Origin of the sequence: Bacteroides rodentium JCM 16496 (genome assembly GCF_000614125.1) — a bacterium.
GTDB classification, from domain to species: Bacteria; Bacteroidota; Bacteroidia; order Bacteroidales; family Bacteroidaceae; genus Bacteroides; species Bacteroides rodentium.
Window position 1 is genome coordinate 42724 of the sequence record NZ_BAKJ01000001.1, and the last position, 23872, is coordinate 66595.

10 protein-coding genes and 3 pseudogenes are annotated in these 23872 nt (G+C 48.8%); 4 read left to right on the plus strand and 9 right to left on the minus strand.

Translation table 11 applies throughout. The annotated features are described in order from the left end of the window. Positions 1-58 precede the first annotated feature (58 nt). Positions 59-4140, plus strand: a pseudogene (locus JCM16496_RS00160) (hybrid sensor histidine kinase/response regulator transcription factor). A 121-nt stretch (positions 4141-4261) separates the two neighbouring features. Here the strand turns inward: JCM16496_RS00160 and secDF are convergent. The 5 genes and pseudogenes from secDF to JCM16496_RS00185 all read right to left on the minus strand — a co-directional run bounded on the left by secDF (position 4262) and on the right by JCM16496_RS00185 (position 12210). Further along, positions 4262-7261 carry a protein translocase subunit SecDF gene (secDF, locus tag JCM16496_RS00165; protein WP_025831505.1) on the minus strand — a complete coding sequence of 1000 codons (3000 nt, stop codon included), beginning with the start codon at positions 7259-7261 and terminating at the stop codon, positions 4262-4264. Positions 7262-7344: 83 nt separating this feature from the next. Continuing rightward, positions 7345-9427, minus strand: a pseudogene (locus JCM16496_RS00170) (M3 family metallopeptidase). 35 nt (positions 9428-9462) lie between these two features. After that, positions 9463-10563, minus strand: coding sequence for an endonuclease/exonuclease/phosphatase family protein (locus JCM16496_RS00175; protein ID WP_025831507.1), 1101 nt, complete (start codon positions 10561-10563; stop codon positions 9463-9465). A gap of 92 nt (positions 10564-10655) precedes the next feature. After that, the gene (locus JCM16496_RS00180) at positions 10656-11546 is read right to left on the minus strand and encodes a rhomboid family protein (RefSeq protein ID WP_025831509.1); all 891 of its coding nucleotides are present in this window, start codon (positions 11544-11546) and stop codon (positions 10656-10658) included. Then, a complete protein-coding gene (locus JCM16496_RS00185; protein ID WP_165852461.1) occupies positions 11527-12210 on the minus strand; it encodes a rhomboid family intramembrane serine protease in 684 nt (227 codons plus the stop codon). Before JCM16496_RS00185 ends, JCM16496_RS00180 begins: the two co-directional genes overlap by 20 nt. 246 nt (positions 12211-12456) lie before the next feature. Here JCM16496_RS00185 and JCM16496_RS00195 point away from each other — a divergent pair, with 246 nt between their 5' ends. Both JCM16496_RS00195 and argS read left to right on the plus strand, forming a co-directional pair. After that, the gene (locus JCM16496_RS00195) at positions 12457-12723 is read left to right on the plus strand and encodes an HU family DNA-binding protein (RefSeq protein WP_025831513.1); all 267 of its coding nucleotides are present in this window, start codon (positions 12457-12459) and stop codon (positions 12721-12723) included. Positions 12724-12878: 155 nt separating this feature from the next. After that, entirely contained in the window at positions 12879-14696 is a 1818-nt protein-coding gene (gene argS, locus JCM16496_RS00200) for an arginine--tRNA ligase (RefSeq protein ID WP_025831515.1), read from the plus strand. A 133-nt stretch (positions 14697-14829) separates the two neighbouring features. Here the strand turns inward: argS and topA are convergent, their stop codons facing one another. The 4 genes and pseudogenes from topA to JCM16496_RS00220 all read right to left on the minus strand — a co-directional run bounded on the left by topA (position 14830) and on the right by JCM16496_RS00220 (position 23011). After that, complete coding sequence (gene topA / locus JCM16496_RS00205; protein ID WP_128809367.1) at positions 14830-17238, minus strand: type I DNA topoisomerase; 2409 nt, start codon at positions 17236-17238, stop codon at positions 14830-14832. Positions 17239-17383: 145 nt separating this feature from the next. Beyond that, positions 17384-19015 carry a TonB-dependent receptor gene (locus JCM16496_RS00210; protein WP_025831517.1) on the minus strand — a complete coding sequence of 544 codons (1632 nt, stop codon included), beginning with the start codon at positions 19013-19015 and terminating at the stop codon, positions 17384-17386. Between the two features lie 222 nt (positions 19016-19237). Next, a pseudogene (locus tag JCM16496_RS00215) lies at positions 19238-22281 on the minus strand (tetratricopeptide repeat protein). 199 nt (positions 22282-22480) lie between these two features. Continuing rightward, positions 22481-23011 carry an NUDIX domain-containing protein gene (locus JCM16496_RS00220; protein WP_025831519.1) on the minus strand — a complete coding sequence of 177 codons (531 nt, stop codon included), beginning with the start codon at positions 23009-23011 and terminating at the stop codon, positions 22481-22483. A 310-nt stretch (positions 23012-23321) separates the two neighbouring features. On the opposite strand from JCM16496_RS00220, the gene JCM16496_RS00225 reads away from it, so the two are divergent. Next, on the plus strand, positions 23322-23816 hold the full coding sequence (locus tag JCM16496_RS00225; protein WP_025831520.1) for a 3'-5' exonuclease: 495 nt from the start codon (positions 23322-23324) through the stop codon (positions 23814-23816). Positions 23817-23872: the final 56 nt, after the last annotated feature.

Sequence of the window (23872 nt, forward strand, 5' to 3'; positions counted from 1 at the left end):
GCCTTGAAAGACTGTCTGGCTGGAATCCGGACTTTTGAATATAACCTTTTTGAATATTATGAAAATCAACTGTATACGATTCTTTTTATGTTGTTTGCTTCTGTCTTTGGGTTTGAATGCCGCTGCACAGACGGGGCGTTTGTATTCTACGGGAACCGGATTGTCCAGTAGCCTGATAAACCAGCTTTATCAGGACAGCAGGGGCTTTGTGTGGACGGCCACCGAGTATGGGCTGAATCGTTTCGACGGGCTGCATTTTACGGGCTATTGGCATCAGACAGATGACAGCACTTCCATCAAGAACAACTATGTTCGGACACTCTTTGAGGACAGCAGGCAGAATCTGCTGGTGGGCTGCATTGACGGGCTGATGAAGTATGACCGCGAACTGGATTCGTTCTGCGAAATCCCCATGATGCGTGCAGGCAGGCAGGTTTTCCCGCATGTCACGCAGATGCGCAAGTTGGGCAATGGGGAAATCTGGATTAGTACCACCGGGCAAGGAATGTTCCGGCTGGACGAACAGCGGATGCAGGCATTCTCCTTGGATGATGTGTTGAAGCAGGCCAACTATAACTATCAGTCCTGCTTCTACGAGGATTCCGGGGGAACTATCTGGATAGCACTTACGGCAAGGGAGTCATCTGCCACACTCCTTCGACGGGAGAGACGAGTGTCTTTAAATATCCGGCAATCAACGATAACAATGTTTATGCCATTCAGGAAGACGGGGATGACAATCTGTTTATAGGCACACAGAAGCAGGGCTTGTCCAGATACGATAGGCAAGAGGCTCGTTTCGTGCCGGTGCCTTGCGATGGGGAAGAGACGATTTCGGTTTACTGCCTGCTGTCGGTGGACGGAAGGTTGTTGGTGGGTACCGATGGGCAGGGCGTAAAACTGTATAATCCGGTGAAGGACTGTCTGGAGGTGTACAGCAATAATTCCACACCGCAGGATTTCTCTGCCGGGAAGGTTCATGCCATCATGGTGGACCGGGAAAGGAATCTTTGGCTGGGGCTGTTTCAGAAGGGGATAATCATGATTCCCAAGACGGGGAACCAGTTTGAATATTACGGGGATAAGTCGGTTTACCATAATCCCATCGGTCATGGCTGTGTAATGTCAATCTTCCAGGATAGCGGGCAGCACTTGTGGGTGGGTGCAGACAATGAGGGCCTTTTTGAACTCGACTCCGACGGAAAGAGGCTGAGGCACTTCAAACCCGGTGACTCTCCACATTCGGTGGCCAATACGGTGATGTGCATGTACGAGGATTCGGAAAAGAACTTCTGGGTAGGTTCTTATACCCGTGGATTGGCTAAAATGGACCGGAACACGGGAATGTGCGAATATGGACTACCCATCGACAATGAGAAGATTTTCTCCGTGACGGAAGACCGGCACCGGAATCTCTATATCGCCACTTTAGGCTCTGGTTTCTATCGGTATAACCTGAAGACGAAGATGCTGGAACATTTTGAATCTTCGAAGGATGAGATTGGTGACTTGAAGCGGGACGAGCTGGCCAATGATTGGCTGAACTATCTGTTCTGCGACAGTGACGGGCTGATATGGATAGCCCATTACAAGGGAATCAGTTGCTTTAATCCGCAGACGGGCAGTTTCCTGAGCTATAAGGATGCCAATGTCTTGGTGAAAGGATGTGTGGGATATACCATTTTGGAGGATGCCGACGGAAGGATATGGGCGGGCACCAGCGAGGGGCTTTATTGTTTCGACAAGAAGTCGGGTGAAGAGCGGAAGTTTACCACGGGCAACGGGCTGCCGAACAACGTTATATGCGGACTTTGCAAAGACGAGCGGCAGAACTTGTGGGTCAGCACCTATATGGGTATCAGTCGCTATGATGTGAAAAAAGACTGTTTCGTCAATTTTTATGTGGGCGACGGCCTTCAGGGGAATGAATTTACACACGGAGCTTTCTATAGGGCAGAGACCGGAAAAATCTATTTCGGAGGAGTCAACGGCATCACTTGCTTTCTGCCGCAGAACATCAACGGGGTGTCCAAAGAAATGGATGTGTGGATTACCGATTTCTATGTGTTTGACCGTGCGGTACACAAGAATGTCCTTTCGGGCGGCAGACCGATAGTTGACGGTGTGGTGCAGGATGCCGACCGATTCTGCCTTTCCCATAGCGACAATACATTCAGTCTCGTTTTCTCGACTTTGCAGTATAAGAATCCGGAGCAGATTTCTTATCAGTACAAGATTGAAGAGTTAGGGGGGCGATGGCTGACTACCGAACCGGGAGCAAACCGTGTGACGTATAATAACCTGCTTCCCGGGACATATACTTTTTCGGTGCGAGCGATGAGTCACGGCAATCTTTCGGAAACGCGTACGGTGAAAATCCTGATTACTCCTCCTTGGTATGAAACTTGGTGGGCTTATTGTATTTATGCCTTGTTGGCGGCTTTGCTGTTGTGGGGCATTGTCAATACGCTCCTTTCGCGTATGAGGCATCGGCGCGAAATCATGAAGCGCGAGCACGCCGAGCAGTTGAACGAGGCCAAACTACAGTTTTTCATCAATATTTCTCATGAGATACGCACGCCGATGACGCTCATCCTCAATCCGTTGGAGAAGCTGATTTCTGAGGAAAGCGAAGGTGAGTTGCGCAAGACGTATCTGATGATTTATCGCAATGCACAACGCATTCTTCGCTTGATAAACCAACTGATGGATATACGGAAGTTGGACAAGGGGCAGATGTTCCTCAAGTTCCGCGAGACGGATATGGTAGGGTTTATTGAAGATGTAATGCAGACTTTTGAGTATCAGGCGCGTAGAAAAAATATTGCCTTTTCTTTCAGACATGACATGCCGCAACTGAAAGCATGGGTGGACCTGAACAATTTCGATAAAGTGCTGATGAACATCTTCTCCAATGCCTTTAAATATACTCCGGAGAGGGGGGAGATAACGGTGGACCTGGCTGTGGGCAAAAATATGGCACGGCGGGATGCCTTGCGTGAATATTTTGAAATAGTGGTGACGGACAACGGTACCGGCATCAACCAGAGCGAAATAGAACGCATCTTTGAACGCTTCTATCAGGTGGACAATGACGTGACGAAATCCAACTTCGGCACCGGCATCGGCCTGCATTTGTCCCGTTCATTGGTGGAACTGCATCATGGAGTGATATATGCCGAAAATCGGGATGAAACGTCGGGAAGCCGCTTCGTCATCCGTATTCCGCTGGGTTCGGCGCATTTGCGGACGGATGAACTGGAAAGGGTGGAAGGTGAGGCATCGGTTTCGGTACCTCTCCACTTGCCGGATTCGGTCGCGGAGGAAGATATGTTCGAAGGGGAAAACTCCGGAAAAGGGAGCAAGGCCAAGACCAGTTTGCGCATATTGTTGGTGGAAGACGAAGAGGAAATCAAAAGCTATCTGAAGCAAGAATTGCAGAATGAATATCGCATATCCGTTTGCAGCAACGGCAAGGAAGCATACGACATCATCTTGAAGGAGATGCCGGACTTGGTGATTTCTGATGTGATGATGCCCGAAATGGATGGACTCACACTTTGTCGGAAGGTGAAACAGAATACGAACGTCAACCATATCCCGATAGTACTGCTCACGGCAAAATCCCGTATAGAAGATACTTTGGAGGGAATGGAAACAGGAGCTGATGCTTATATAGTGAAACCTTTCAACACGGAATTGCTGAGGAGCACTATCGTCAATTTACTTGCCAACAGGCGTCTGCTGCGTAACAAATTCAGCGGTGCGCAACAGCAACGGGACAAGATGGAGAAGATTACGATGAAATCGAATGATGAGGTGTTGCTTGCCCGGATCATGAAGGTGGTGAACGAACACTTGGACGATTCGGAATTCTGCGTGAAAACACTTGCTTCGGAGGTAGGGCTAAGCAGGGTACACATGCATCGCAAACTGAAAGAACTGACCAATCTTTCAGCACGGGATTTCATTAAGAATATCCGTCTACAGCAGGCTGCGACTTTACTGACTCAGAATAAGAAAATGGCAATATCGGAAGTTGCTTATGCTGTGGGTTACACGAACCTGTCGCATTTCTCCAGTTCCTTTAAAGAAAAATATGGATTATCTCCCAAAGAATATATGAATAGGGCCGAATAACAGACAGCCTGTCTGATTCGCTATGATTGCTGCGGGTGTTTTGCAGCACCCCAAAAAAAGAGTAGGAACCTCGATATGGGCTCCTACTCTTTGTTTATGTACAGAGAGAATGCAAACTCTCTTATTTCGCTTCTTCTGCGATAGACTCTGTGCCTTTCTTGTTCTTCATCAGCAGATATGCGATAGGAGATGCAACGAACAGAGAAGACATTGTACCGAATACAACACCCAGAATCATGGCGAATGCGAAGCTGCGGATGGAATCACCACCGAGGATGAAGATACACAGCAACACAATCAAGGTACTCAGTGAAGTATTGATGGTACGTGCCAGAGTTGTGTTCAATGAGTCATTGAACAATTGGAATCTGTCACGCTTCGGATAGAGGCCGAAGAATTCGCGTACACGGTCGAAGATTACCACCTTGTCATTGATAGAGTAACCGATAGCCGTCAGGATGGCACCGATAAAGGTCTGGTCGATTTCCAGAGAGAACGGCATCCAGCCCCAACAGATGGAGTAGGCACCCAGGATGATGATGGTATCACAGGCCAATGCGGCTACTGAACCGATACTGTATGCAATATTGCGGAAACGAATCAGAATATAAATACCGATGGCAATCAATGCAAGTACAACGGACCAGATGGCTGAAACCTTGATGTCGTCTGCGATACTCGGACCTACCTTCTGGGAACTGATGATACTTCCGCCCGTATGGTTTTCGCGGTCGATGAAGGTTTCCAGCGTAATGTTCTGGGTCAATACAGGTTTCAGAGTCTCATACAGATATGCTTCGATTTCAGAGTCGATGTTGTTACCTTCTTCTTCAATGCGGTAGTTCGTGCTGATACGTACAGTCTTACCGTCTGTACCGATAGCGATAACGCTGACATTGGCGTCACCGAACTTGCTGGAGATAAGCTCACGAATCTGTTCCGGCTCTACCTTGTTCTCAAACTGCACCTTGAAGTTACGTCCACCGGTGAAGTCGATGCTCTGGCTCAATCCGCGGGTAGCGAGGAAAGCGATACATACAATTACAGCGGCTCCGGTGATGGTCAACCACAGCTTGTTTCTGCCCATGAAGTCGAAATGTACATTCGCCATCAGGTTCTTTGAAATCTTGGAAGAGAATGTCAAGTTCAGCAATTTGTCTTTGCTCATGAAATAATCATAGAACAGACGCGTCATGAATACGGCAGTAAAGAATGAAATCAAGATACCGATAATCAATGTAGTGGCAAAACCACGGATAGGACCTGTACCGAAGTTGAACAGGATAATACCGGTGATGATAGATGTCAAGTTGGAGTCGAAGATAGCGGAGAATGCGTTGGCATAACCGTCAGCCAATGCCTTCTTCACACCCTTGCCTGCACGCAGCTCTTCTTTGGTACGTTCGTAAATCAATACGTTGGCATCCACGGCCATACCCAGTGCCAATACCATACCGGCAATACCGGACATGGTCAGTGCAGCCTGGAAAGAAGAGAGGATACCCAGCGTGAAGAACAAGTTCAGCACCAGAGCACCGTTGGCCACCATACCCGGAATGAATCCGTACATGGAGCACATGTAAATCATCAGCAGAATCAATGCAACGATGAATGACATGATACCGGCGTTGATAGAAGCTTGTCCCAGTGAAGGACCTACGATGTCTTCTTGCACAATGTGTGCGGGAGCCGGCATCTTACCTGAACGCAATACGTTTGCCAAGTCTTTTGCCTGTTCGGGAGTGAAGTGGCCGGTAATCTGTGAGTTACCACCGGTGATTTCATTGTTTACATTCGGTGCGGAGTAAACATAGCCGTCCAGCACGATAGCGATGCTCTTACCGATGTTCTGCTTGGTGAGCTGAGCCCAACGGCGTGCACCGTCGGTATTCATGGACATGCTTACAGCGGGCTTGCCATAATGGTCGTATTCGTCCTTGGCGCTAACTACTACATCACCTTCCAAAGGCGCTTTACCGTTACGTTCTGTAGAACGGATAGCATAGAGCTCGAAAGTCTGGGCTTTCGGGTCATACTCGTATGGAGATACACCCCACTTCAGACGCAAGTCTTTCGGCATTTCGGCCTGAACTTCCGGCATGGAAAGGTATCTGTTGATTTCAGCTGTATCCTTGTAGTTGGCATAGGCTACAACAGGACCTTGTCCGCTGGGGTTGACCTGCAGGATGGCGAACAGCGGATGTTCTTTCTTTATTTGTGCAAGGTCAGCGGTTTGTGTCTTGTTTTCACCCTTTAAAGCAGCGGCAAGGCTGTCGGCTGTGCTGGTAGCCTGTGCTACGGCAGGAGCTTCGGCGGCTGTGCTGTCTGCCTCTTCTGCCGGAGTTTCGCTTGCAACGATGGCACGCAACTTGGTGTCGGCAGCTTGCAGATAAGGAGTAACGTCTTTTGCTGTGTATGTTTCCCAAAATTCCAGATTGGCGGAACCTTGTAATAATTTTCTTACACGTTCTGGCTCTTTGATACCCGGAAGCTCTACCATGATACGGCCCATTTTGTCTTCCAGACTCTGGATGTTGGGCTGAACTACACCGAAACGGTCGATACGGGTACGAAGTACGTTGTAGGAGTTCTCGACTGCTGCCTTTACTTCTTCGCGCAATACTTTCTCAACTTCCGCGTCGGTAGATTTCTGAGTTACCTTGTCTTTTAATTGTTGGGTTGCGAACAGTTGTGAAAGAGGAGCACCCGGAGCAAGCTTGTGATACTCTCTGACGAATAGGGTGATTACGTCATCCTGGCTTGTGGTAGCTTGTTTGGCGGCAGTGGCCAATGCTTGGTTGAATGCTTCGTCAGTCTTGTTGTCAGCCAATACTTTGATGACATCGGGTACGGAAACTTCAAGGATGACGTTCATACCGCCCTTCAAGTCCAAACCTAAACTGATTTCCATCTCACGACATTGTTTCAGCGTCCAATTGCCGAAATACACTTTCTCATTAGCCAGAGAATCGAGGTAGTCCTGCTCTACTTTCACATCGCCTTTCGCAAACTCTTTGGCCTTACTTGTGTAATGGCGAGTTACAAAAGAGAAGGAGAGATAGAACACACACACCAGTGTGAGCAATATCGCAAAAACCCTTACAAATCCTTTGTTTTGCATGTTACTTTTAGTTTATTATGATTACTTTTTAATTAAATTCTGTTGCATACAAGGCTGCAAATATAGCTTTTTTTTCACAAATCTTACTTCATACCGCGATTTTTTAACATCGGGTCTAATTGAGGCTCAGTTCCTCTGAAGTTTTTATAGAGAGTCATCGGGTCTTCGCTGTCTCCTTTTTCCAGCACATTCTGGCGGAAGAGGTCGGCTGTCTGCTTGTCGAAGATACCGTGTTCCTTGAAGGCTTCGAAGGCATCGTTGTCCAGGACATTGGCCCAGAGATAGCTGTAGTAGCCTGCAGCATAACCGCCGATGATGTGGTTGAAGTATGTGGTACGGTAGCGGGGAGCTATTTCCGGAATCAGCCCCAGTTGGTCCATCGCTTCCTTTTCGTAGGCAACGACATCAAGACCTTCGGTATCAGTCAGGTTATGCAGGTTCATGTCGAGGATGGCGGCGGCCAGTAACTCGGTAGTCATGAAACCCTGGTTGAACGTTTTCTGGTTCAGTATCTTTTCAATCAGGCTGTCGGGAATGACTTCGCCGGTCTTGTAATGCTTGGCATACATTTTCAGCACTTCGGGTTCGGTGGCCCAATGTTCGTTGATTTGAGAGGGGAGTTCCACGAAGTCGCGTGCCACGTTGGTGCCCGATGTGCCCAGGTATTGGCATTTGGTCAGCAGTCCGTGCAGTCCGTGTCCGAATTCGTGGAAGAGGGTTTCCACTTCGTCGAGGGAGAGGAGCGACGGGGTGTCGCCCACGGGCTTGGTGAAGCTTGCCACGTTGCATACCAGCGGGCGTACGTCGGCTTTTTGTTCGCGGTAGTTGCTCATCCAGCTCCGCCGCGTTTGCCGGCACGGGGGAAGTAGTCTACATAGAAGATGCCCAGCTGGCTTCCGTCCGCGTCTTTCACCTCAAATACTTCTACGTCGGGGTGGTAGGTGGGGACATCCTTCATCGGGGTGAGGGTGATGCCATAGAGCTTGTTTGCTACGTCGAAGGCGCTTGGCGAACGTTCTCCAGCTTGAAGTAGGGTTTTATTTCCGTTTCTTCAAGGTTGTATTTTTCTTTGCGCAGTTTTTCGGTGTAGTACCACCAGTCCCAGGCTTCCAGTTTTTCGCCTTTGCCTTCTTTGTCCATCAATTGCTGCAGTTCGGCAGCTTCGGCTTTGGCTTTGGGCAGGGCATAGTTCCAGAGGTTGTTCAAGAAGTCCATTACTGTTTGTGAGTCTTTTGCCATGCACTCATCCAGCACGAAGTTGGAGTAGCAGTCATAGCCAAGCAGTTTCGCTTTTTCCAAGCGGAGTGCCACGATGTCGGTGATGACTTTCTTGTTGTCGTTGCCGTCGTTGTTGTTGCCCCGGTTGATGTAGGCTTTGTATATCTTCTCGCGCATAGGGCGGTTGTCGGCATATTGCAGGAAGGGCAGGCGGCTGGAGTTTTGCAGGGTGAAGAGCCATTTGCCCTCTTGTCCGTCGGCTTTGGCTTCGGAAGCTGCTGCCAGGCGCACACTTTCGGGCAGTCCTGCCAAATCTTCTTCCTTGTCGATATAGAGCTTGAAGGCGTTGTTCTCGTTCAGCACATGGTTGCCGAAGGCAATTCCCAGTGTGGAGAGCTGTTTGTTGATTTCGCGCAGGCGTGCTTGTTTGTCATCGGGCAGGTTGGCACCCGAGCGGATGAAGCTCTTGTAGGTCTTGTCCAACAGGCGTTTTTGCTCTGTGGTCAGTGCCAAGCCGTCTTTTTGTTGATAGACGGTGTTTACTTTCTTGAAGAGTTCCTGGTTCAACGAGATGTTGTCGCTGTGTTCCGACAGCAGCGGTCCCATTTTCATCTCCAGGTCGGCAAGCCCGTCGCTGGTTTCGGCTTCTGTCATATTGAAGAATACGCTACTTACGCGGCTTAGGATGGGCGAACTGTTGTCGAGGGCAACAATGACATTTTCGAAAGTAGGGGCTTCCGTATTGTCAATGATAGCTTGGATATTGGCGTTCTGCTCTTCTATACCTTTCTGGAATGCGGGCTCATAGTGCTCCAACTTGATTTTATCGAATGGAGGCACGCCATTGGGTGTTTGAAACTCAGTAAGGAACGGATTGCTTTCCGTCTGGGTGGCACAGGAGTACATCATACAACTTGCTGCTAAAATTAGAATACATTTTTTGAACATTGTTTTCTAAGTATTAAATGTTTAAGTATTGATTTTCAATTTCTCTTAGTGATATAGCACCATATCGGATAGTGGTCTGACTCCTTGATGGAGCGGTCTACTGTACAATTGTAGGCTCTCAGGTTCTTGCTTGTCAGTATGTTGTCTATCCGGAAATAGAATCTGTTCTGGTTGTAGGAGATGCCCAGCCCCCGTCCTGATTGGGTGAATGCGTCGTCCAAATCCCGGGCGATGGTGTGGTGGGCATAGGAGATGGGGGTATCGTTGAAATCGCCGCACACAATAATGTAAGGATGCGGTGAAGCGGCTATTTCACGGGCGATTGTGTCGGCCTGCGGGGCACGGATGGCCGATGCTTCTGCCAGCTTGCGTATGAGCAGGCGTGTGCCGCTTTTCACTTTTTCCTTTTCGGGAGATTTCAGCATGTCTTCGTACACGACTTTATCGGCTTTGGTCAGTTTGTTGGACTCCAGATGATTGTTGATGAGGGTAACCGTGTCTTCCCCAATCTTGACTTCATAGAGTACCGAACCGTTGTATTCGCTGGGATAATCCAATACGCGTGACGAGAGAATCGGAAATTTAGAGTAACATGCTATCTTGTTGGTATGTCCCTTTCCGCTCCCCACTGTGTTGATGCGGTGGTATGGATATGCCTTGAGTTCCCGCTCTACGTCTTTTTGCGAAAGATGCTTTGAGGATTGTACTGTGGAATATTCCTGCAAACAGAGAATATCGGCGTCACTTTCCTTCAAATAGGTCAATATCGGGTTTTTGCCATCTCGCTTGGTGGCACCGTCAAATCCCATAATGTTGTAGGAGAGCAGTTTGATGCTTGTCTCCGGCAGGTGGTCTGTATGGAAGTTGATGGGCAGATAGGTGCGTATCTGCGAATAGCAGAGCAACATCCCTATCAGGGGCAGCAAAGCCGACCTATAGCGCTGAATGACCAGCCAGAAAATGAGGAAGCCTGCATTTATTATCAGGAACACGGGAAATGTCAGCCCCAGGCACGATTGCACCGGATGTGTGACCGGCTGGATGTGCGGACTATAGGCGGTGAACAGTAACAGGCCCGTAAACAGGGCATTGACCGCTAAAATCAGAAGAGCGACAAAATTACCGAGATGCTTCATTATAATAGTTGAAAATTGAAAGGTGAAAACTGAAAATAAGAGTGGCGGTTATTTTCCCATTTCCTATTTTCCACTTTCCGTTTTCCATTGGTTTAACGTTTACTTGCGTCGAACAAACTTTTCTTTTCCTCCGTAGTAAGGCTTTCGTATCCCGATTTCTTTAATTTGTCGAGGATGCGGTCTATCTCGTCGGATTGGGCTTTTTTCCGTGCGTTGTAATCATAATCTTTTTGTTTGCCGGTACCGTAGTGTACTTTCATTTTCGGTTTTCGGGGTTTGAAGCTGACGATGGAAACTAAGGCATCCAGACATTTGTTTATCCATGAGGTCAGGTCGCTGCCTTTGCTGAGGCTGGCGGCAAACCATAACCCTGCCAGCGCACCTCCTAAATGTGCGATGTGTCCGCCGGCATTGCTGGAGGTGATGAACAGCAAATCGGTGCCTATAACGATGAGTGCCAGGTATTTCAGCCGGATGGTTCCGAACAGCAGCAACCGTATCGGATAGTTGGGCTCGCGATAGGCGGTGGCGGCTACAATGGCAAGTACGGAGGCAGAGGCGCCCAGCATGAAGGAATAGTCCGTCATGGGACGGAAATACGGAAAAATGTTATAGGCGGCCATATAGAGCAGACCGCCGCAAATTCCTCCCAGAATGTATACACCCCGCAGATGCTTTGCAGAGAAGAAACTCAGGAACAGTGCACCGAACCAGTAAAGCCACAGCATATTGAAAAGAATGTGCATGAATCCTGCATGCATGAACATATATGTCAGTAGTGACCATGGTTGCAGGATGAAGCGTAGGACTGATGCCGGCAGTTCCAACCATTCGAATACGCCTGCTATGCTCCGGTTGAACAACTGGAACATGACTTCGGTTAGCGTAGTAAGTATGAATACCGCAACATTGATGTAAATCAGTTGGATATAAATGTTCCCCCTACGGAAGGTCTCTTTCAAATCAGTTATAATAGTAGCCATTTCCTCTGTTCTTTTTTCTCCAGTACATAATCAGGATAAAGCCGAATACCATACCACCCAAATGTGCGAAGTGAGCCACATTGTCTCCTGCACTGTTTGCAAATCCGGCATAAAGCTCAATCAGGGCATATCCGATGACAAAATATTTGGCCTTGATGGGAACCGGCAGCGGGAAGATGAACATTTGCTGGTTGGGGAACAACATGCCGAATGCCAGTAGAATGGCGTATACTGCGCCCGAAGCTCCCACGGTAGTCATCATATTGAGATATTCCTTCATCGGGATGATGGCCATGCCGGTATTCACGCTGTCGTAGGCGGAAAGTACTGTCTCATAATGAATATACTGTACCACCTCCTGGATAATTCCGGCTCCTATGCCGCACACCAGATAGTAGAACAGAAATCGTTTTGGCCCCCATACCTGCTCTAAAATACGTCCGAACATCCATACGGCAAACATGTTGAAAAACAGGTGCGCGAATCCGGCGTGCATGAACATATATGTTATCAATTGTGCTGCATTGAAATCTTCGGCAAGGAAAAAATGCAATCCCAGATATTGGGCGAGGTCGATGCCGTAGCTTTGGGCGACAATGGTGCCCAAAAACATCAGCACATTAATGATTAAAAGGTTCTTGGTTACAGTAGGTATAGTATTCATAATCTGTTGTTTCAATTCATTTTACAGTTCAAAAACAGTTGTCTGTTTTTGCATTCTCCGGCAAAAATACGAATAAATTCTGTTCTATAACAGAAAAAGCAGATTCTATTCCTTCTTTTTCGCTGTTTTCCAATATTTTTTTAATGTTTTTATTTGATATTCAGAAATATTGCTCTATTTTTGTGGAGGTTTGTGATGAAAAGTAAAAATATCTTTTGTGTAACATATTAATTAATTTTAAGCATTATGAATAAGGCGGAACTTATTAGCGCTATGGCAGCGGAGTCTGGTTTGTCAAAGACTGATTCAAAGAAAGCATTGGATGCATTTATCGCATCAGTCACTAAGGCAATGAAAACCGGTGATAAAGTATCATTGGTTGGTTTTGGAACTTTCAGTGTGGTGGAAAGAGGAGCGCGTATGGGTATCAACCCCTCTACTAAAAAGCCTATTGAAATTGCTGCAAAGAAAGTTGTTAAATTCAAACCAGGTGCGGAATTGACAGCTGAATAAGAACAGTATACTCAACATACAAAGAGGGGACGTTTTACAAGGAGCGTCCCCTCTTTGTATGTTGAATATCTTGTGAGGCCATAAAAACAAGCCTGCTTGTTTTGTACTGATTTCGGTTTACGCTATCTTTGCACGCAGGAAAATACATTTGAATCATGAATATAGAACAGAAACTGGTATCGTCCGTCATCGGCGGGCTGAAAGCGCTTTACGGACAGGATGTTCCTGCCGCACAAGTGCAGTTGCAGAAAACCAAGAAAGAATTTGAGGGACATCTCACGCTGGTTGTATTCCCTTTCCTCCGTATGTCCAAGAAAGGACCGGAGCAGACGGCCCGGGAAATCGGTGAATACTTGCAGGCAAACGAGCCTTCGGTTGCGGCATTTAATGTCATCAAGGGCTTCCTGAACCTGACCATTGCCTCCTCTGCGTGGATAGAATTGTTGAATGGCATTCATGCGGACAGGCAGTACGGCATCGTGGCTGCTACTGACAACTCTCCATTGGTGATGATTGAGTATTCTTCTCCCAACACCAACAAACCGCTTCATTTGGGCCATGTACGCAATAATCTTTTGGGAAATGCGCTGGCTAATATAGTGGCTGCCAACGGTAATAAGGTAGTAAAGACAAATATTGTCAATGACCGTGGAATTCATATCTGCAAGTCCATGTTGGCATGGCAGAAGTACGGGAATGGTGAAACTCCCGAATCATCCGGCAAGAAGGGAGACCACTTGATTGGCGATTACTATGTTTCCTTTGACAAGCATTATAAAGCGGAAGTGAAAGAACTGATGGCCAAATTCCAAAGCGAAGGCATGAATGAGGAAGAAGCCAAAGCCAAGGCGGAAGCTGAATCTCCTTTGATGAAGGAGGCTCGTGAAATGCTGGTAAAGTGGGAGGCCAATGACCCCGAAGTGCGTGCGCTCTGGAAGAAGATGAACGACTGGGTGTATGCAGGTTTTGACGAGACTTACCGTATGATGGGCGTAACTTTTGATAAGATATATTACGAATCGAACACGTACCTCGAAGGTAAGGAGAAGGTAATGGAGGGCCTGGAGAAAGGCTTCTTCTACCGCAAAGAAGACGGCTCTGTATGGGCAGACCTTACGGGTGAGGGATTGGACCACAAGCTGTTGCTGCGTGCGGACGGTACATCCGTCTACATGACGCAGGATATAGGTACTGCCAAACTCCGCTTTGCAGATTATCCCATCGACAAGATGATTTATGTGGTGGGCAACGAACAGAATTACCATTTCCAGGTATTGTCCATCCTGCTCGACAAACTGGGCTTCGAATGGGGTAAAGGGTTGGTGCACTTCTCTTACGGTATGGTGGAGCTTCCCGAGGGCAAGATGAAGAGCCGCGAAGGTACCGTAGTTGATGCTGACGACCTGATGGCGGAGATGATTGATACAGCCAAGGAAACCAGCAATGAACTGGGCAAGCTGGATGGTCTGACAAAGGAAGAGGCGGACAATATCGCCCGTATCGTTGGTCTGGGTGCCTTGAAGTACTTCATCCTGAAAGTGGATGCCCGCAAGAACATGACATTCAATCCGAAAGAGTCCATCGACTTTAATGGTAATACGGGACCGTTCATCCAATATACCTATGCACGTATCCAGTCTGTTCTCCGCAAGGCAAAAGAGGCCGGTATCGAAATCCCTGCCCAGTTGCCTGCCGGCATTGAACTGAGTGAGAAGGAAGAGGGACTGATACAGATGGTTGCCGACTTTGCCGCTATTGTGAAGCAGGCAGGTGAGGATTACAGCCCGTCCATCATTGCAAACTATACGTATGACCTTGTGAAGGAATATAACCAGTTCTACCATGACTTCAGCATTCTGCGTGAGGAGAACGAAGCAGTGAAGATATTCCGCCTTGCATTGTCCGAGAATGTAGCCAAGGTGGTACGCTTAGGCATGGGATTGCTGGGAATTGAGGTGCCGGATAGGATGTAAACATCGCACTATAAAAGATAAGCCCGGGGATACTTCTTCGGGCTTATTCTTTTATAGTACAATTTTTATTCTTGTGGTATAAATAATAGAAGTTTAAATTATCGTCTCCTTTCTCCCATTTTATACGTGTAGACTAAGTCCTATTTTGTCTTGCTTGTTTTGGCAGTTGCTTGGCGGTTGTTTTAGTCGTTTTCGTTGCTTTCACCGCCTTTGCAGTCCGCTTAGACTTGCCCGTATCCTTGTCGCTTTGCAGTTTCACAATTTCCAGACAAGCTTGAAGGTTCAGGTCTTGAGGGATGATGTCTTTAGGAATCTTGTAGTTGCTGCCTTTATAAGCGATGTAAGGGCCATAGCGTCCGTTCAGGATTTCCAGTTCCGGTTCTTCCTCAAACTTCTTGATATGTTTCTGGGCTTCTGCTTCTTGTTTCTTTTGCAAAAGTTCAATAGCTTCTTCCAGCGTAACAGTCATCGGGTCCATTGTCTTGGGTAATGAGGCATACAAGCCGTTGTTCTGGATATAAGGTCCGAAACGTCCCGCACCTACGACTACATTCTTACCTTCGTACTCTCCGAGAGTGCGGGGAAGTTTGAACAGCTCCAGCGCTTCTTCCAGCGTAATGGTCTCGATGGACATTTCTTTTTTTACCTGGGCGAAACGGGGCTTTTCCTCATCTTCGGCAGTACCTATCTGTGCTACTGGGCCGAAACGTCCGATTTTTACAGACACTTGTTTTCCGCTGACGGGGTCTGTTCCCAGAATCCGTTCGCCTGCCTTGTGGGCAGTTTTCGCGGCAAGTGTGTTTTCTACTGAAGGATGGAATTTCTTATAGAATGTTTTCAGAATGGCGGTCCATTGCTTGTCACCTTCGGCTATTTCGTCGAATTGCTTTTCGACGCTCGCAGTGAAGTTGTAGTCAAGGATGTCCGGGAAGTACTCTATCAGGAAGTCATTGACCACAATACCGGTGTCTGTTGGCATCAGTTTTGACTTTTCGGCTCCGGTGATTTCTGTATGGTTGTTGTCCGTTATTTCATCACCCTGCAGGTTAAGCACATTGTAGGTGCGTTCTTCACCCGTTTTTTCTCCTTTTATCACATATTCGCGTTGCTGGATGGTGGAAATGGTCGGAGCATAGGTAGACGGACGTCCGATACCCAATTCCTCCAATTTGCGCACAAGGCTTGCTTCCGTGTAGCGGGGAGGGTGTTGGGTGAAACGTTCGGTAGCGGTGATACCTTCATGTTCGAGCTTCTGTCCTTTTTTCAGAGGGGGCAGTAGGCGTGCCTCATCTTCCTGGGTTTCTACGTCATCGTCGTATGATTCGCGGTAGACACGGAGGAAACCGTCGAATTTCACCACTTCGCCGGTTGCAGTGAAAGTCTCCGTCTCGTTGCTGATAGCAATGGTTACGGTTGTCTTTTCCACTTCGGCATCTGCCATCTGCGAGGCGATGGTGCGTTTCCAGATGAGGTCGTACAGCTTTCTTTCCTGCGGCGTTCCTTCTATCTTGGAGTTCTCCATGTAGGTGGGGCGGATAGCTTCGTGGGCTTCTTGCGCTCCTTTGGTCTTGGTGGCGAAGTAGCGGTTGTGCACGTAGCGGTCGCCCATCAGGTTGGAGATGGTTTCACGGCTGGCGTTGACGGCAAGTTCGGAAAGGTTGACGGAGTCGGTACGCATGTAGGTTATCAATCCCGATTCGTACAGACGTTGCGCCACCATCATGGTCTGTGCCACGGTGAAGCCCAGTTTGCGGGCAGCTTCCTGCTGCAAGGTGGAGGTGGTGAACGGGGCGGCGGGAGTTTTCTTCAGCGGACGGGTAGTGATGTCGCTGATGGTAAAAGTGGCTGCTTTACAGCTCTCCAGCAATTTCCGGGCTTCTGCCTTTGTCTTGAGCCGGTGCGCCAGTTCGGCTTTCATTTCCACTGTTTTGCCGTCAGTGTCCGGAACGAGGAATACAGCGGTAACACGGTAGGATGCTTCGGTCTGGAATGCATGTATCTCGCGTTCGCGCTCTACAATGAGACGGACGGCTACGGACTGTACACGGCCTGCAGAAAGGGCAGGTTTCACTTTCTTCCACAATACCGGTGAAAGTTCAAAACCTACGATACGGTCCAGGATACGTCGGGCTTGCTGGGCATCGACCAGGTTGATGTCAATGTCACGGGGATTTTCTATCGCTTTCAGGATGGCACCTTTGGTGATTTCATGGAAGACGATACGTCTGGTGTGTTCCGGTTTCAGTTTCAGCACTTCGTACAAGTGCCATGCGATGGCTTCCCCTTCGCGGTCCTCATCGGAAGCCAGCCATACGGTTTCTGCCTGCTCGGCTTCTTCTTTCAGCTGGGTTACGAGTTTCTTTTTATCCGCCGGTATCTCGTAATGCGGTTTGAAGTCTTTGTCTACGTCAATACTGAATTCTTTTTTCTTCAAATCACGTATATGGCCGTAGCTGGAAAGGACTTTGAAATCTTTTCCAAGGAATTTCTCGATGGTTTTCGCTTTCGCCGGAGACTCGACTATGACAAGGTTTTTCTGCATAAATTTCTGTTTTTTAGTGACTCCCGCCACTGAATTCGCCCGCAAAAGTAGGAAAAAAAGATTCTTCCCACCTTATAATATAAGGAGAATTTAGCAAAAATGACCTTTTTTGTTCAAATTAGAGCTCCGGCTTGTGCTGCCCCTATTAAAAGAGGAAGCTTACTCCGCCTAAGAAACTGAGACCTTCTGAAGGGTATCCCCAGTAGTACTGGTAATCTTTGTTCAGCAAGTTGTTCACGCGCGCATACACGGAGATACCTTTGAAGAGTTCGTAACTGCCGTTTAGATAGAGATTGCTGACGGGGTCTGCCTTGTTGCCCTCCACGCCCTGGCGTGAGATGTGCTGATAGCCGATGCCGACAAGCAGTGGGGAGATGGGGCGTACCTTGAGATTGAGATTGCCTTCCACGGCCGGTTTGAAGCTTACTACGACATCAGAACCGTCTGAGTCTGTTGTCCAATGGCGATAGACGGCATTGGCGGCGAGATAGAAAATATCCTTGTAGTTGTAGCTCAGGTCAGCTCCTGCATAGAGATTCTTGGTGTCTTCTGCGAGGAAAACATTGCTTATCCCGTCGGACTTGACGGTCGGAGTGTCAATCAGGTCGTTTTTCAAATCTTGATACCCGCCGTATAGGTTGAACCACAATCCGCTGACCGGGCTTGCCTTGAAGCCGATGGCTGCGTTGAGCTGTTCGTAGGTATTGTCAAGCTGCTGGTTTGTAATGCCATAAGGCGTAATGGTTTCCAGACGGCGGAAGTCGTTCTGTAGTCGTCCTCCCTTACCTTGTGCGTAGAGGATGTAGCTGTCCGAGAAGATGTATTGTATTTCTACGTCGGGAGCGGCGCGGAACTTCTTGCCGAAACCGAAAGCCAGGTCGACGTGTGCGCCGAGACGTATTTTCCAGTCGTCATTCTGAAAGAGATAGTATGGATTGAAGTCTACGTCGGTGTGATTCTCGAAACGTCCGTCGCTGTAGAATGTATTGTCCATGGCAAAAGCCATGCCGATGGTCTGCTCATCGGCGATGGAACCGGTGACATCGGCTTTGGTGCGCACGATATTTTCTTTGATATTGTTCACCATGAGGTCGTGTTGGCGCTGGTAGACCAACAAATTGGTTTCGGCGCGGAATTGGAGAGGCATATCGTCGCTCGTGGAACTTACCCCGAAATGTACATCACCCGAAACGAATTTCTGCTTGTTGCTGACGAAGTCGGGCAGGAAGTTGAAATTGCTTTGGTTGAACTTTCCGGCAATATTCAAATCGACTTTGCTGAAGGCATGTACATAATCCATGGCAGCATGGGTACGGTAGTAGAATGAATTCCACTTCCCGCCATTATCCGGCAAGTCCAGTTTGCCATCCATGCCATCCATTGTGAATGTCAGGTTGAGGCGGTCTTTGGGGGATAAGGAGAAGAGGTAGTTGGCGCGTACATCGAGGTTGCCGTAGTTGCCGTATCCCAAGCGTACATATCCGGGCAACGCTTTCGCCTGCGTCTCTTTTCCGGTATAGGCTTGCATGATACCTGCCGGGATATGGGTTGCAGGCATCAGGGTGGCGTCATATTCCACCGCCTTTTTGCTGACGGTAGGAGGTTCCACCTTGGGAAGCACGTTCACTTTGGAGGCGTCCATGATGTCCGGATTATATTCTTGTTCCACGACTACCGTACGGTTCATGGTGGTGTCTTGGGGGTGTGTCTGGGCTTGTGCTCCCAAAGAGAGGGAGGCAAGCATAGTTCCTGCGAGGATATATTGTATCTTTTTCATAATGTGCTATATTTCTTATGTATTAGTATCTTTATTCTCCTCCTTCGGGAAGGAGGAGTACCCGTAGGGGGAGGTGTAGGTAGCACACAGGAAGAGCAATGATATAAATTCATAGTCTTATGCTCTCTACCACCCCGCCTTTCAGGCACCCCTCCTCCCAGGAGGAGGGGAATTTAAAATACTACTATGATATAAACTAAATCTCAACATCTACTTGTTTTCTTACTTCAATTTCTCCAGTCTTTCGTTAATCATGCTTGCTATATCGTCGTCGGCCTGGTAGTTCTGCTGCAGACTCAATAGGTATTGGCGTGCATCGAGCTTCTTGTCCATGGCTACATATACATCAGACAGAAGGATGAAACTGCGTGCCAGCCAGTAGGCATGCGGTGTGCTCTGGTCGATGAAATGAAGGATTTCCTTTTCTGCAGAGGCATAGTTACCGGCGTTGTACCATTGCAGTGCCACCAGATATTTGGCCTCGGCTCCATAAAGGGTACGGGTGTCTTTGGCCAGCAGCTGAAGGTCATCCATTGCCTTCTTGTCGGCTTTCTGGTTGAGGTATGCCTTGGCACGGTAGTACAATGCCTCGTTCCGGAGCTCCGGAGACAGCTTGGCTTCGGCAAGCAAGGCTGTGGCGGCGTTGATGACTTCCGCATCATCATGCATCAGTGCTCCACAGCGCAGTACACCGATAGCGCCAAGCTGGCGGCGCTCTGCCGTGGTGGCTTTGGCCTGCAATTTCTTGTAGTCGGCCAATGCCAGGTCATATTGCCGGCGGTTGAACAGTATTTCTCCATGCATCAGCAAAGCCTCTTCAGAATATGGGTTATCGGGGTATTCCAGCAGTTTTCCGGCATGTTCCAATACCGCCTCGTCATCTTTCTGCTCTTTGCCTATGACGCAGAGGTAGTAGTGTGCATTCAGGCTGAAAGCGCCTCCCGGATAACTTTGCAGATAGCGGGTGAAGCTTTCTTTGGCAGGTGCGGCTTCGCCTTTCATATATACTTTTTCGGCAGCGATGTAAGTCAGCGAGTCTTGCTCACTGGGTTCGAAGCGGATTTCTCCCGGCATTTGGGCGGCAAGGGCGGCAAACTCGTCCACACGGTTGGCATCTACGTAGATGGACTTCAAGTCGCGCATGGCAAGGCGGGCTTCCTCGCTTCCGGGATATTGGGTGACTACATGTTTGTAGGCTTCTATGGCACGGTCATAGTCGTCGTTCTGGTAGTAAAGCAGGCCGATTTCAGCAGCTGCTTTACGGCTGACGGGACTCTCGGGATACTTGCCGAGCAATTCGCGGAAGGTGGCAATAGCTTGGGGGCTGTTGTTGCTCTGTACGTAGGAGCGCCTTTTTCGTAAAGGGCATTGATGGCATAAGGCGAATCGGGATATTTGGCGGCAAGGCGGTCCAGCATGCTCACTTTCTCCGTATAGTTCTTCTGCATGCCATATACCAGTGCCAGCTGATAGACGGCGTAGTCTCCGGCAGGAGTGTTCAAGTTTTCGGCTTTGGCATAGTATTGCTTGGCCTCGTCGAAGCGGCGGACGTGCAGGTTGCAGTCACCGATACGGTTGTAGGCATCTGCCAATGCAGTCGGGTTTTCGCCTTTCTCCTGTTGGACAAAGTTGCGGAAACGGTTCTCTGCCGCCGAATAGTCTTTCTGGTGGAAAGCGATGTAGCCCAGGTTATAGTAGGCAAGGGCGAACATCTCCGTATCCCTCTGCCGGGTGAGTGACAGATATTCGTTGAAGTTGCGGGCAGCTTCTCTCATCCGGTTCAGGCGGTAATAAGACTCGCCGAGCCAGTAGAGGGCGTCTGCCTTGGTCTGGAGGTTGTATTGCCCCAGCGTGACGCTTTGGTCGAAGTAACCGATGGCCTGCTCGAACTGCGTGTTGGCAAAAGACTGGGTCCCGAGTTGGAACAGAATCTTTTGTTTGGCTTCCAGAATGGCTTTGCTGGGATGGGAGATACGGTCGATGGACTTGAGCGCGGCATCATAGCTGCGTGTATTCATGTATACTTCCACCAGGTAGTTGCTGACTTTCTCGGCATAAGGAGAGTTTGGAAACTCGTTCAGGAATTTCTCAAAGACGGTCACCGATTCGCCGAAAGCGGAATAGGAGGTCTCGTGAATACATAAGGCGTAGTTATAGGCGGCTTGTTCCTTGATTTTCGGGTCGGCATTGGAAGCGGCAGCCTGCTCGAAGGCCATACGTGCCTTGGTCTTGTCGGCCAGTTGCAGGTAAGCCAGTCCCATGTGCAGGTAGGCATTTTGGGAGAGAGCGTCGTTCTCGGCAGTCACTTCGCCAAGGATGAGGGGAACTTGCGAATACACGCCGCACCGGTAATAGGACATGCCCAGCATGTAGAGGGCATCTCTTCTACGAGTGGCGGACTCGGCATTGTGTTCCAGGTATTGTCCGAAGGACTTTACGGCTTCGTGGTATTTCCCGAAATGGTATTCGGCTGTACCGAGGATGCGGTTCAGCTCCGCCGTGTGCGTGTAGCTCAGGCCGTCGGGGTGGGCCGACAAAGCATTTTGCGCTACAATTTCCGCCTTGTCGTACTGCTTCTTCAGCAAGTAGATTTCGGCAATGTAATAGGGTACCAGGTTCTTGTACTTGGCATTGTCCTGCAGAGGCAGGAAACCGCTGAGCGCTTCGTCATACCGTCCTTGGGTATATCGGATATAAGAGATGTAGTAAGCACAGTCCGCTGCATATTTCCTGTTGGTGCTGCGCAGGGTCTCGAACCAGATGGCTGCTTCCTTTACATTGCCCGTCTTCAGATGGCAGGTGGCAAGGCGGTAGGTCATGTCGTCACGCTCCTCGGTACCCAGAAGGTCGAGGCGGGCGGAGTTGAACATGGCGAGGGCATCGTCATAATTGCCTTCGAAGAAATAGGAGGAGGCGATTAAGGCATAGATGCGGTTGGCATGGGGAGTATCAGGATATTCGTCCAGGAAGGCGCGGAGCAGGTCTATGCTTTTGGGGTCTCTGAGCTCGTATGCGGCGCATACCAGCATGTATTCCGCTTCTTGCCGCTCTCCGGTATCGGGCAGAGGCTTGCCGTCTGCATTCATCTGGCGTACATAGGCTTGCAACGGAGAGATGGCGGCAGCATAGGCCTTTTGCCGGAACAGCGTTTGTCCTTCCTTGTAGAGTCGCTTGGGAGAAGTACTCTTCTCGCTTGTTTGTGCTGAGGCGAGTAAAGGTGCGCAACAGAGTGCTGTGCACAATATTCGGGAGATTTTATGTTTCATCTTCTTTTGTTAGAATAGGTATTTTACAAAAATACGGGTTTTAACCCGGAAATGTTGCGTTTGTTGTATCTTTTTAAGATATCTGTTCTTCCCCCTCTCTTCTCCTTGTCTTCTCCGTGTCTATACGGAGAGGGGTTATAGGGAGCAGACAGGGAGCAGGTAGGGAGCAGACAGGGAGCAGACAGGGAGTGGCGGCATGTCAGGAACGAACCTCTTGTTTCAGAAAGATTTCAAGTCCTTTGCGGATGGAGCCGAGCCCGAACTCTTCCGTACGGATAACCCTCAGGGGGAGGAAGAAGAGGTCTGCCGCGTCGTCCATCGCCTTGAAGTGCGAGGTGTCTTCCACCGTACAGCGGAAAAACATATCCAGCGTGTGTACGGGGAAGCCGGAATAGATGTAGATATTGGGCAGGGAGAAGAGATATTCGGCCTTTGTCACCTTCATGCCGGTTTCTTCCCTTACTTCGCGGGCCACGCCTTCCTCGCCGGTCTCGGCGGTGTCGATGAAGCCTCCGGGGAGGTCCAGCGTCCCTTTGGCAGGCTCTTTGGCGCGGCGGCACACCAGCAGCTCGTCGCGCTCGTTCAGTATCAAGGCGACGGTGGCGGAAGAGGGGTTGAAGTAGTAGACGAAACCGCAGTCGGCACACTGCTTCGACTTCTCGTTATGAACTTCGAAATGGGCTGAACCGCATTTCGGACAATATTTGAATTGCGAAAGTGGATGTTCCATGATATTTTAGCCTTTGTCCGGGGGACAAAGATAATGGAAACCGGGTGTAGAATGAAAGGAACGGAGTTCTTTTTTTATATACGGATGTGTTTACAATAGGCTGTAAAGGTGTTTACATTATGGGGTAACGGGCTTTACATTCTTAGGTAACGGTCGTTACACTATGAAGTAAAGGCTTTTACCGAATAGAGTAACGACTTGGTAAATGTAAGGCGCCGGTAATTAGGGTTAATAGCATATTTGTTTATTGACTATGTTTCTTGCGCAAATATTATTTCTATCTTTGGGAGTCATTAAACTCTCTGATAGGATGAAAGATTTTGCAGCCATTGATTTTGAAACGGCCAACGAACAGCGTACCAGCGTTTGTAGTGTAGGAGTGGTTATCGTACGCGATGGGGAAATTGTGGACCATTATTATAGCCTCATCCGTCCCGAACCGGAGTATTACACTTATTGGAATACCCGCGTACATGGTCTGACGTTGGCAGATACCCAGGATGCTCCTGTCTTTCCCGTTGTGTGGCAGGAAATAGCTCCACGCATTGAAGGCTTGCCATTGGTAGCGCACAACAAGGCCTTTGATGAAAGCTGCCTGAAGGCTGTTTTCCGCACTTACTGCATGGATTATCCGGATTATGAGTTTCATTGTACTTTGCAGGCATCACGCCGCGTCCTAAAGGGATTGCCCAACTACCAGCTGCACACGGTGGCCGCTTGTTGTGGCTACCAGCTGGAGCAACACCACCATGCATTGGCAGATGCGGAGGCTTGTGCGTGGATAGCCAAGGAGGTGATACGATGATAATGAAAAAGAAACTTTTTAAATTGCCGATTTGTTCTTAACTTTGTCAGGTCAGA

Coding starts and splice junctions, on each gene's coding strand:
- secDF (WP_025831505.1), bottom strand. CDS start 7,261: ATGCAAAACAAAGGATTTGTAAGGGTTTTTGCGATATTGCTCACACTG.
- JCM16496_RS00175 (WP_025831507.1), bottom strand. CDS start 10,563: ATGAAGCATCTCGGTAATTTTGTCGCTCTTCTGATTTTAGCGGTCAAT.
- JCM16496_RS00180 (WP_025831509.1), bottom strand. CDS start 11,546: ATGGCTACTATTATAACTGATTTGAAAGAGACCTTCCGTAGGGGGAAC.
- JCM16496_RS00185 (WP_165852461.1), bottom strand. CDS start 12,210: ATGAATACTATACCTACTGTAACCAAGAACCTTTTAATCATTAATGTG.
- JCM16496_RS00195 (WP_025831513.1), top strand. CDS start 12,457: ATGAATAAGGCGGAACTTATTAGCGCTATGGCAGCGGAGTCTGGTTTG.
- argS (WP_025831515.1), top strand. CDS start 12,879: ATGAATATAGAACAGAAACTGGTATCGTCCGTCATCGGCGGGCTGAAA.
- topA (WP_128809367.1), bottom strand. CDS start 17,238: ATGCAGAAAAACCTTGTCATAGTCGAGTCTCCGGCGAAAGCGAAAACC.
- JCM16496_RS00210 (WP_025831517.1), bottom strand. CDS start 19,015: ATGAAAAAGATACAATATATCCTCGCAGGAACTATGCTTGCCTCCCTC.
- JCM16496_RS00220 (WP_025831519.1), bottom strand. CDS start 23,011: ATGGAACATCCACTTTCGCAATTCAAATATTGTCCGAAATGCGGTTCA.
- JCM16496_RS00225 (WP_025831520.1), top strand. CDS start 23,322: ATGAAAGATTTTGCAGCCATTGATTTTGAAACGGCCAACGAACAGCGT.